The sequence below is a fragment of the Enterobacter cloacae complex sp. P40C2 genome (genome assembly GCF_014930695.1).
Classification (GTDB): domain Bacteria; phylum Pseudomonadota; class Gammaproteobacteria; order Enterobacterales; family Enterobacteriaceae; genus Enterobacter; species Enterobacter pasteurii.
Genome location: NZ_JADBRP010000008.1, coordinates 60,886 through 71,517, shown reverse-complemented (window position 1 = coordinate 71,517; position 10,632 = coordinate 60,886). Strand labels below are relative to the sequence as shown.

The window sequence follows — 10,632 nt, the reverse complement described above, 5'->3', positions numbered from 1 at the left end:
CATGCGAGCCACATCCCGTTTCGATCTCAACGCGCTGCCCGTGGGGGTGATGATTTACGATCCCGCCGAGCGTCTGCTGGCCTGGAACGACCAGATAACGCGCTTTTACCCGGTGATCGCCCCCTGGCTGAGCGCCGGCGCCACCCTTGAGAGCCTGGCGGAGAAATTTATTGATGCTGGCTACAACATTGACCCCACCCGCCGCCGGACCCTGCGGGAAGCGATCGTTCGCAACTGCCGTCAGTTAAGCCATCGCGAGGTGCGCCAGTCGGGAAACCAGCGGCTCTACGTGCAGCATCAGCGTCTTGCCGATGGCGGCATCCTCAGCCTGCATACCGATATTACCGAGCTTGACGACGCCCAGCGCTCGCGCCACCAGCTGCACGACGATTTTTTACTGACCGCAGAGTCTATTCAGATCGGTATCTGGAACTGGCAAGTCTCTCACGACAGCCTGGAGGTTAACGATACGCTGCTGGCGATGGTGGGTCAGTCGCGCACGCAACTGCACTACCCGCTGCGCTTTTTACTTAACCTGGTCCATGAAGAGGATCGCGCCGTCCTGCGCAACGCGATGATTGCCTCTAAGCAGGAGCATATGCCGGTATTCGAATGTGAAATTCGCGTGCAGCACGCGACCCAGGGCTGGCGCTGGATGCTGATCTCGGGGCAGGTGGTTACGCTCAGTATGCAGCAGCAGGCCGAACGGGTGATCGGCACCCTGCAGGACATCACCCGCCGCAAGGAGGCCGAGCTGCTGGCCATTGAAGCGGCAAAAGTGGCCCGGGAGGCCAACGAGGCGAAAAGTGCCTTTCTCGCCAACATGAGCCACGAAATTCGCACTCCGATGAACGGCATTCTCGGCATGACTCAGCTCTGTCTGGACACGCAGCTCAATCCCGAGCAGCGGGAATACCTGACGCTGGTAATGAGTTCAGCCCAGTCGCTGCTGCACATCATCAACGACATACTCGATTTTTCCCGCATTGAGTCGGGCAAGATGACCGTCGATACCGAGCCGCTGGAGATCCGCCCCTTCGTGCAGTCGCTGATCCGCCCGCACATGCCCGCCGCCAGCGAAAAGGGCATCGAGCTGCTGGTCGATATCGCTCCGGCGGTGCCGGACGTGCTGATAGCCGACGGCCCCCGGCTGCGTCAAATCCTCACCAACCTGCTGGGCAACGCCCTTAAGTTCACCCATCAGGGCGAGGTTTTGCTGGCGATAGAGCCTGCGGAAAGCGAAAAAGAGTGGCGGTTTCGCATTCGCGACAGCGGCATTGGCATCCCTGCCGGGAAACAACAGGCCATCTTCGAGGCTTTCAGCCAGGCCGACAGCTCTACCACCCGCCGCTACGGCGGCACCGGCCTGGGGCTGACCATCTCCGCGCGCCTGGTGAAACTGATGGGCGGTGAGCTGACGGTGCAGAGCGAGCCGGGCGCAGGCAGCGAGTTTGCCTTTACCCTGCCCCTGGAGAGCCAGCAGGCCCCGCCAGCCGCGGGCGCGCCCTTAGTACGCTTCAACGGCGAACCGGTCCTGGTCGTGGACGACAACAGCACGAACCTGCGCCTCCTTGACACCATGCTTCGTCAGATGGGCCTGACGCCGACCTGCGTTGACAACGCCGGGGAGGCCTTAAGCCTGGCCGCAAAAGGGGGGAGCTGGCCGCTGATCCTGCTTGATGCCCAGATGCCGGACATGGACGGCGTGTCGCTGGCCCTTGAACTTTCCGTTATGCCACAGGCCGAGCAAAGCCACATCATTATGCTCAGCTCCATGAGCCGCCATTTCGACGCCAGCATGCTGAAGCGCATCGGTATCGCCCGCTATCTGCATAAGCCGGTCGCCCAGCGTGAGCTCTGTCAGACCATCGCCAGCGTCCTTGCGCCTGCCCCGCCTGCGTCCCCCGCCGCTGCGCCCGCTCCTGCGCCCGTTACGGCGCAGGCCGGTCTGCATATCCTGCTGGCCGAGGATAACCTGGTGAATCAGAAGGTCGCCAGACGCCTGCTTGAACGGCTCGGTCACCGGTGCGAGGTGGTAAACAATGGCCGCGAGGCCCTTGAACGCTGGCGCGAACAGCCCTGGGACCTGCTGCTTATCGATCTGCAAATGCCGGAAATGGACGGGGAAACCGCCATTCGCCTGATTCGGGAAGCCGCGCGCGCGCAGGGGCGCGACCATCAGCCCGCCATTGCGATGACCGCCCACGCCATGCAGGGCGACAAGGAGCGCTGTCTGGCAATGGGATTCGACGGCTATATTGCCAAGCCGGTAAGTCAGGAGGCGCTTACGGAGGAGATAGCCCGCGTTATCCCCGGCGAAGAAAAGGGGCTACCGGACGAGACGCACCTGTTAAAACAGTGCGCGGACGATCCCGGGCTGGTCAATGAGCTGCTGGCGCTGTTCGGCAGCGGCCTTGACGAGGCGGTGGCGGCCATAGCGTTGAACATTGAGCATGATGACCGCGAGGCCGTGCGGCGGGCCGCTCACAAGCTTCGCGGCGAAGCAGTCACCCTCGGCTTCAGCGCTCTGTCCGACGTGCTTCAGCAGATTGAGGGTAAGGCGCTCTCGCAGATCCAGACCGGGCTGCGCGCTTTACATGGCGATCTTATCGAGGAGGCCAGACGCTCTGCGGCCTGGCTGCGCCGCAGAGCGCAGGAGGTTAAACATGATCCCTAGGCTTCTTCTGCTGCTGGCGTTGAGCCCCCTGCTGGCCCAGGCCAGCCAGCCGATTACCTGGTCACTGGCCGGAACGTGGCGCGTGCATGACGCCAGCCTCAGCACCTTTGACGGCGCCAGTGCGCCTGACCGCGGCTGGCGAGAAATTCGGGTCCCGGCCAACTGGTACAGCGCCGGGTACGATCATCAGGGTGCCCTCTGGTACCGGCACGAATTTACCCTGCCCCGGCGCGCGCCCGATACCATGGCTACCCTGGTCTTTGATGGCGTGGACTATTTTGCCGACGTCACGCTCAACGGCAGGCATCTTGCCCGTCACGAGGGATATTTCCAGCGCTTCTCCGTAGACATAAGCGATGCTTTACAGCGATACAACAGGCTCGCCGTGCGGGTGGACAGCCCCTGGGAAGATCCGAAAAAAATCTGGCCGCTGCATAAAACGCTGTTCAAAGGCGTGCTTAACCAGCACGACACTCGACCGGGCGGGGCCTGGGCAGAGAATGGCCAGGACGCCAACTCCGGTGGGATCTGGGCACCGGTGAAGCTACACCTGAGTCGCGGCGTGACTATCGATGAGGTGATCCTGCGTCCGGACTGGCGCGAGGGGCTGGGCAAGCCCGCTCTGCACGCCGAGATCCGCTATCGGGCGTTATCTGCCGGTCCCGTCACCCTGCGCCTGTCAGCGACGCCTGATAATTTCTCCGGCACGCGCACGGAACGGGCGTTTCCGGTACAGATTGCGAAAACGGACGGTAAGCCGCGCTCCCTCAGCGTCACGCTGCCAGTGAAAGACGCGAAGCTCTGGTGGCCTGTGGGCTATGGCAGGCCAAATCTCTACCGGGTGCGTGCAACCCTGGTGGATGAGCAGGGGGTGATGGATACCGCGGTGACCCGTACCGGCCTGCGCAAGATGGAGGCGCAGCCAGACAATAGGGGCTGGCTGATCAATGACCGGCGCCTGTTTATCAAGGGAAGTAATTACATCGGCTCCCCCTGGCTCAGCACCATGACGCGCAAGAAATATCGCCGCGACTTCAGGCTGGTGCAGGCGATGAACGCCAACGCGATACGCGTTCACGCGCACGTGGCAGGCCGGGCGCTTTACGATGTGGCTGACGAAATGGGGCTGATGATCTGGCAGGATGTCCCCCTGCAATGGGGTTACGATAACAGCGACGCCTTTGCGGACAATGCCGCGCGGCAGACCCGCGAGATGGTCGAACAGTTTGGCAACTCTCCGGCCATTATCGTCTGGGGGGGTCATAACGAGCCGCCGTGGAATTCACCGTGGATGGAAAAACGCTTCCCCGACTGGAACAAAACCCTGAACCAGACGCTGACGAAACGCGTGGCAGACGCGCTTGCGCAAGACACCTCGCGCATTGTGCATCGTTTTTCCGCGGTGGAAGAACACTACTGGGCCGGATGGTACTTTGGCACGATGCGCGATCTCCTTGGCCCCGCCAAAACCGCGATCATCACGGAATTTGGCGCTCAGGCGCTACCGCGACTCTCAACGCTGAAAACCATCATCCCTGCCCGCCTGATGTGGCCGAAAAGCACCGCCGCCGACGATCCCGGCTGGACGCACTGGAAATACCATAACTTCCAGCCCTTCCAGACCTTCAAATTTGCCAATATTCCGCGGGGCAATACCATTCAGGAGATGATTGCCAACACCCAGCGTTACCAGGCGGAGCTGGTGGCAATGGCGGCGGAGAGCTATCGTCGGCAGCGCTATCAGCCGGTTACCGCCCTCTTCCACTTTATGTTTGTTGAAACCTGGCCCTCCATCAACTGGGGCGTCGTGGATTATCTGCGTAAGCCTAAACCGGGTTACTACGCGCTGCAAAAAGCCTATCAGCCCATCCTGCCGTCGATTGAACCCGTGACGGCGGTATGGCGTGAGGGAAGCGAAGCCACGGTTCGCCTGTGGGCAATCAATGACACCTGGTCCGCCTGCGAGGCGTGTCGTCTGAAGTGGCAGGTGAAGCAAAATGGTCGGGTGCTGGTTAAAGGCACAACGACCCTTACGCTTCCCCCGGATTCGGGCAGCAGGGTAAAGGAGATCACCGTCACGCCGGGCAGCAGGCATAACGTTACCATTGAGTATGACATTGCGGATCGCGCCGGTAAAACCGTGGGGAGCAACCTGCGCCTGGAGAAGGTAGAAGGCCCTTCAGCGCAATAAGCTGAACACGCGCTGCACCAGAAGGGCTCCGCTTGCCTGCGCTGGCTAACCGTCGCTGCTGTTTACCCCCGGCATGCCGGCCTGCATTTTCAGCGCGTTAACGAACCAGCGTCCGGCCGGGCCCGGCGGACGTTCTTCCAGGTGCACCGCCTGCATGGAAAAACCGGGCCCGACGTCGGGCTGCATCTGCACGTTCAGCGTGACCAGTTTTCCCGCCGCGAGATCCTCCTCAACCATCGGCAGCGGCATATAGCCCCAGCCAAGCCCGGCGCGCAGGAAGGCGTGCTTTGCCCCCATATCCGCCAAATGCCATGTCCTTGACGACATGACGCCAAAGCTCCGGCCCGCGGTGAGAGAGGAGCGATCGGCCAGCACCAGCTGGACGTGCTCCTGTAAAAGCGAGCGCAGGATCGGGCCAGACGCGTCAGCCAGCGGGTGCCCGGGGGAGACAACGGCCACCGCAGGCACGCTGAGAAGGAATTCGGCGGTGCAACCCGCCGGAAGATGCGGCAGCGAGCCGGTAATCGCCACCCGGCAGTGGCCGTCCAGCAAAGGCTGGAGCACCGCCCCCAGCGCCTCCACGTACAAACGCAGCGGCGTGTCGGGAAATGCCTGATGAAACGCCTGCACCGCAGCGGTGAGCCGGGCAACGGGAAACATCACATCGACGGATACCGCCAGCTCAGGCTCCAGCCCCTCTGCCAGGGTACGCGCCTTCGCCTTAAACGCGTCCATCCCGGCCGCGGCCAGGCGTGCCGCTTCCAGCATGGCGACGCCCGCCTCCGTCAGCTTCGGATAACGCCCGGAGCGATCGAATAACGGAAACCCGACCTGCGCCTCAAGGTTTGCCAGCGTCGCGCTGACGACCGACTGCGCGCGCCGCAGCCTGCGCCCGGCGGCGGAAAAACTCCCCTCATCAGCCGCGGCAATAAAGGTGCGCAGCTGATCAACAGACATACCGTCCAGCATGTATCGCTCCGGCAGATGGATTCCATCTAATTATATAGGCTATTCAGATAGGTCAAAGATTACTACTCTCTCTGCACGTTCACTACTCTTCATTGAAGGAAATTCAGCATGAAAACAACAACTGTGGGTATTATCGGCGCTGGCGCTATCGGGCAAGCTTTTGCGGGGCAGCTGGTTAACGCGGGGATAAACGTTATTCTTAGCAACAGCCGCGGGCCGGAAAGCCTGGCCGACGTGGTTGAGAGACTGGGCCGCGGGGCACGCGCCGGCACCGTACGGCAGGCCGCCGAAGCCGATATCGTTTTTGTCAGCACCAACTGGGACAAAACCGAAGCCGCGCTAAGCGGCATCAGCTGGGAGGGTCGTATCCTGATTGACGCCACTAACCCGGTGCTTTTGCCTGGCTACAGGCTGGCTGAGCTGGGCGGGAAAAACTCAAGTCAGGTCGTCACCCGCTGGGCTCCGGGGGCGCGCGTGGTCAAAGCCTTCAACACCCTGCTTGCCGGAGTACTGGCTCAGGATCCGGCGCAGGCGGGCGGCCGTCGCGTTGTCTTTATCTCCGGAGACCATGCTGATGCGAAGGCGGAGGTCATCGCGCTGGCCGGGCAGCTGGGTTTCGCAACTATCGATTTAGGCAGCCTGGAGGTTGGCGGTACGCTTCAACAGTTCCCCGGAGGGCCTCTTCCGGCGGTAAACCTGGTACAACTGGCATAGCAAAGGGTAACGATAAAGATGACGCAGCGTACTTCCGCAGAGACGTTTGAAGAATACCTTCCCGGCAGGCTGCTCAGGGAGCATCGGGCGCAATCCTCCCGGGACGTATTCGTGCAAATTCTGGCGCGCAGGCACGAGCAGGAAAACGTCATTATTCCGGCGGTGCCGGAGCCTTTTATCGTCTGGATCCTCTCCGGCCAGGCCGTCGTGGAGGAGCGTTCCCCCGGTGAACCGTGGCTATCTAACTGCGTTAGCGCAGGGGATTTCTTTCTCACGACGGCGGCCTCTCCCACTGAAATGCGGTGGCGCGCCGGGCCAGACGCGCCGTTCGTCGTTATGCATGTTTATATGGGAGTGGCCATGATGCAGGAATACGAGCTGCGGGAAGTCTCCGGCGCGCGCGACGAAACGCTATCCGCCCTGCTGGAGCAGATACGCCAGGAGCTGTATCTGCAAAATCCCCCCAGCGGCCCGTTTATCCAGGGCATCGCGCAGGCACTGGCGGTACACCTGATCCGCACCTACGGCACGCGTACGAAACGACACCGCGGGGGCCTGCAGGCGTTTAAGCTGCACAGGGTCTTCTCGGCAATGCGCGAAGGGCTGGCCCAGCCGTTTGACCTGGCACGGCTGGCGACGCTGACCGAGCTTAGCGAATACCACTTCAGCCGCGCCTTCAAACAGTCTACCGGGCTTTCACCTTCCCACTATTTTATCCGGCTACGCATGGAGGAGGCGCGTCGCATGCTGTCGGAAAGCGATGATTCCATTATCAATATTGCGCTGAACGTCGGTTACACCAGCCCCAGCCACTTTGCTGCCGTGTTCCTCAGGCATAACGGCGTGACGCCCTCCCACTATCGCCGCGATGCCGTTCGCAGCAAAAGCCCGACAGTTTGAGCAAAAGCCCGCGCGAAGCGACCGCCCGAAAGATCCATTATTGACCCGTGCTTCAGACGTTCTTTCTGAAGCGTTGAAATTAACTCTCAAGAGGATCGGTTATGGAACTCAAAGGTAAAGTCGCGCTCATCACCGGTGCATCAAGCGGAATCGGGGCCTCCACGGCCAAAAAATTAGCGGAACAGGGCGTCAGGGTTGGTCTCGCCGCCCGCCGTCTGGATCGCCTTCAGGCGCTGGCGTCTGAAATTGAGGCTGCCGGCGGCGAAGCCATGGCGCTGGTCATGGACGTCACTGACCCGGCCTCGGTTAATGAAGGGGTGGCGGCACTGCACAAGCGCTATGGCCATATTGATATCGCCTTTAATAACGCCGGGCTGATGCCGATTTCGGATATCGCCAGCCTCCGGGTTGACGAGTGGCACCGTATGGTCGACGTAAACGTAAAAGGGCTGTTTAACACCGTGGCGGCCGTGCTGCCGGTAATGCAGTCGCAGCGGTCTGGGCATATCATCAATACCTCGTCGATCGCCGGGCGCAAAACCTTCCCCGGGCTTGGCGTATACTGCGCGACGAAGCACGCGGTTGCCGCCTTCTCGGATATTTTGCGAATGGAGCTGGCGCCCCAGTTCAACATTCGCGTCACCTCGCTCCAGCCGGGTGCCGTGGAAAGTGAACTGTTCGAGCATATCAGCGATGAAAACTATCGCGCGCAGATGGAACAGCTGAAGGAGAAGATGACGTTCCTGAAGGCCGACGATATCGCCGACTCGATTCTTTACGTGCTGCAGGCACCGGAACATGTGGACGTGGCGGAGCTGTTTATTATGCCAACCGAACAGCCGTGGTAAGAGGGTAAAGCGGGTCAGGCTGGCGCCTGACCCGCTGCGCTAGTTCGCAGATGCCGTAGGTCTGATGGTGATTTCGGTTGTATCAACGCTCTCAGGCGCCTCGATGATGTGGCGCACGGCGCGGGCGATATCAGCCGGCTTAAGGGCAATCGCGCGGTACGCATCCATCGCCGCCATGGTTTCCGCGTGCGTAATGGTTGAGGCCAGTTCGCTTTCCACCACCCCAGGGTTGACGCAGGTCACGCGGATGTTCGAGCTTTCCTGGCGTAAACCATCGGAAATGGCCCGCACCGCAAATTTGGTCGCGCAGTAAACGGCGGCCGTGGGCACGACGGACAAGGCGCCAATCGAGCCGATATTGATAATCTGCCCCGCGTTCTGGGCTTCCATAATCGGCAGAACCGCGCCAATTCCCCACAGCACGCCCTTGATATTTACGTCAATGGTGCGCTCCCACTCATCCTGCTTGCCCGCCGCGAGCGGCGAAAGAGGCATAATGCCCGCGTTGTTAATAAGCACGTCAATGCGGCCCCACTTTTCCCGTGCTGCCTGAACGAAGGCGGCCATCGACTGGCGGCTGGTCACGTCCAATACCTGAGCCTCTGCCTCCCCTCCTGCGCTGCGGATTTCATCGGCCAGGGCGTGAATGCGATCCAGCCTGCGCGCTCCCAGAAAAACCTTCGCGCCTGCCTTGCCCAGCTCTCTGGCAATACCTTCTCCGATGCCGCTTGATGCACCGGTAATTAAGATGACTTTGTTCATGGTGTGCTCCTTCAGTTGAGTTCAGAGTGATAATAGATACGCACCATTGTTTCTTGTATCCTGCCTTTACTGGACTCACTGGTTAGCGATATTAAACAATGAAAATCGATCTGAATTTATTACCGCTTTTTCTGGCGGTCGCCGAGGAGCGCAGCTTCAGCGCTGCCGCCGGGCGGCTGGGCATCACCCGCTCCGCCGTCAGCCAGGGAATCAGACGTCTTGAAGACGGGCTTCAAACCCTGCTGGTGATGCGCACCACGCGCTCGGTAAGCCTCACCGAAGCGGGCGAACGGCTGCGTAACGCGCTGCAGGGGCCCATCGCCAATATTGAGGCGGCCTTTGACGATGCTGTGTCGGACAGCACGCCGCGCGGTCAGCTCAGGATCGCGGTCACCTCAATTGCGGAAGCGTTTCTTTCCGGCCCGCTGCTCGCATCGTTTGCGGCAGCGCATCCTGAGGTCTCGCTTGATATCTTCGTGTCGGACGAGGAGTTCGATATCGTGGCGGCGGGATACGACGCCGGGGTGAGGCTGGGCGAGGTGATTGAAAAAGACATGATTGCCGTTCCCCTTACGGGGCAGCAGCGTGAACGGGTGGTGGCCTCACCCTCCTATCTGGCGACGCGCGGCGCGCCTGAACATCCCCGCGAGCTGGTTGCGCACCGGTGCATCGGGTGGCGCCCTTCCCCGGACGTTGCCCCCTATCGCTGGGAGTTTGAGGAGGCTGGCGTGCCGTTCGATGTGGCGATTGAGCCGCAGATCGCCACTAACGATCTGCGCCTTATGCTCAGCCTCGCGCTGGCCGGCGGCGGCATAACCTTTGCCACGGAGGACACCTTCACGCCGTATCTCGAATCAGGACAGCTGGTTTCCCTGCTGGATGCGTACCTTCCCTCTTTTCCCGGCTTTTATCTCTATTTCCCCCAGCGTCACAATATGGCCCCCAAGCTCAGGGCGCTGATCGAGCACATCCGCCAGTGGCGACAGGCCCCTGCCGCGCCCCCTGCTCTGCGGTAGGACGGATCGCACCCCGGCATACAGATTTTCCTTAATCTACCGCCTCCCTTTGATGAGCATCAACGACAGCACGTCGTTACCGTGGAAAATGAAAACGGACGCGATGGCCAGGACTTCACTCAAGGATGGAACCTTAAAAAATGTACAGACCCATAGTCGTTATCCTCTTTATTCTTTTGACATTAGCCGCCCTCATTGAAATCGGCATCATCCCTTTCGGTTAAGGCCTGATACTTCATAAAGGCCACGCCTGCGGCCTTTTATTTGTTAAATGTGATAAAGAAATAATTTATTTTTTGAGTAGCAGAATTTTACCTGCGTATAAAAATATATTTTATAAATGAGAACGTTTATAATATATCATACAGTAGATATTTTACCCTAACTTAAATCGCTATTAAGCATTCATTAACCCTAACCTGAATTATATATTTACCGCACATTTTTCATAATATTTTTGCCACGCTCGCACCGTTTTAAAGGTTGCACCTCTTACGCAAAACCCCTTTTACGCCGCGCCCTTTTAGCTAACGAAATATATTCATGCTATTGATT

The 10,632-nt window shown here is 60.0% G+C and carries 8 protein-coding genes; 6 read left to right on the top strand and 2 right to left on the bottom strand.

The annotated features are described in order from the left end of the window. Window position 1 precedes the first annotated feature (1 nt). Complete coding sequence (locus IM304_RS15140; protein WP_193356663.1) at window positions 2-2,677, top strand: response regulator; 2,676 nt, start codon at window positions 2-4, stop codon at window positions 2,675-2,677. Next, window positions 2,667-4,868, top strand: a complete 2,202-nt coding sequence (locus tag IM304_RS15135) for a sugar-binding domain-containing protein (RefSeq protein ID WP_193356664.1) — start codon at window positions 2,667-2,669, stop codon at window positions 4,866-4,868. Before IM304_RS15140 ends, IM304_RS15135 begins: the two co-directional genes overlap by 11 nt. A gap of 45 nt (window positions 4,869-4,913) precedes the next feature. Here IM304_RS15135 and IM304_RS15130 read toward each other — a convergent pair whose 3' ends face one another. After that, window positions 4,914-5,837 (bottom strand): LysR family transcriptional regulator, encoded by a 924-nt coding sequence (locus IM304_RS15130; protein ID WP_193356665.1) that lies wholly within the window; start codon window positions 5,835-5,837, stop codon window positions 4,914-4,916. 108 nt (window positions 5,838-5,945) lie between these two features. On the opposite strand from IM304_RS15130, the gene IM304_RS15125 reads away from it, so the two are divergent. The 3 genes from IM304_RS15125 to IM304_RS15115 all read left to right on the top strand — a co-directional run bounded on the left by IM304_RS15125 (window position 5,946) and on the right by IM304_RS15115 (window position 8,299). Then, window positions 5,946-6,551 (top strand): NADPH-dependent F420 reductase, encoded by a 606-nt coding sequence (locus tag IM304_RS15125; protein ID WP_193356666.1) that lies wholly within the window; start codon window positions 5,946-5,948, stop codon window positions 6,549-6,551. Window positions 6,552-6,569: 18 nt separating this feature from the next. Continuing rightward, entirely contained in the window at window positions 6,570-7,451 is an 882-nt protein-coding gene (locus IM304_RS15120) for a helix-turn-helix domain-containing protein (RefSeq protein WP_193356667.1), read from the top strand. 101 nt (window positions 7,452-7,552) lie between these two features. Beyond that, window positions 7,553-8,299: an SDR family oxidoreductase gene (locus tag IM304_RS15115; RefSeq protein WP_176678690.1), complete on the top strand. Its 747-nt coding sequence runs from the start codon at window positions 7,553-7,555 to the stop codon at window positions 8,297-8,299. A gap of 39 nt (window positions 8,300-8,338) precedes the next feature. On the opposite strand, the gene IM304_RS15110 is transcribed toward IM304_RS15115, so the two are convergent. Beyond that, entirely contained in the window at window positions 8,339-9,061 is a 723-nt protein-coding gene (locus tag IM304_RS15110) for an SDR family oxidoreductase (protein ID WP_176678689.1), read from the bottom strand. A 98-nt stretch (window positions 9,062-9,159) separates the two neighbouring features. On the opposite strand from IM304_RS15110, the gene IM304_RS15105 reads away from it, so the two are divergent. Then, a complete protein-coding gene (locus IM304_RS15105; RefSeq protein WP_176609678.1) occupies window positions 9,160-10,077 on the top strand; it encodes a LysR family transcriptional regulator in 918 nt (305 codons plus the stop codon). The last annotated feature ends 555 nt before the right edge of the window (window positions 10,078-10,632 follow it).

Excerpts from the sequence above, each read along its gene's own strand:
- IM304_RS15140 (WP_193356663.1), top strand. The coding sequence starts at position 2 with ATGCGAGCCACATCCCGTTTCGATCTCAACGCGCTGCCCGTGGGGGTG.
- IM304_RS15135 (WP_193356664.1), top strand. The coding sequence starts at position 2,667 with ATGATCCCTAGGCTTCTTCTGCTGCTGGCGTTGAGCCCCCTGCTGGCC.
- IM304_RS15130 (WP_193356665.1), bottom strand. The coding sequence starts at position 5,837 with ATGCTGGACGGTATGTCTGTTGATCAGCTGCGCACCTTTATTGCCGCG.
- IM304_RS15105 (WP_176609678.1), top strand. The coding sequence starts at position 9,160 with ATGAAAATCGATCTGAATTTATTACCGCTTTTTCTGGCGGTCGCCGAG.
- IM304_RS15125 (WP_193356666.1), top strand. The coding sequence starts at position 5,946 with ATGAAAACAACAACTGTGGGTATTATCGGCGCTGGCGCTATCGGGCAA.
- IM304_RS15110 (WP_176678689.1), bottom strand. The coding sequence starts at position 9,061 with ATGAACAAAGTCATCTTAATTACCGGTGCATCAAGCGGCATCGGAGAA.
- IM304_RS15120 (WP_193356667.1), top strand. The coding sequence starts at position 6,570 with ATGACGCAGCGTACTTCCGCAGAGACGTTTGAAGAATACCTTCCCGGC.
- IM304_RS15115 (WP_176678690.1), top strand. The coding sequence starts at position 7,553 with ATGGAACTCAAAGGTAAAGTCGCGCTCATCACCGGTGCATCAAGCGGA.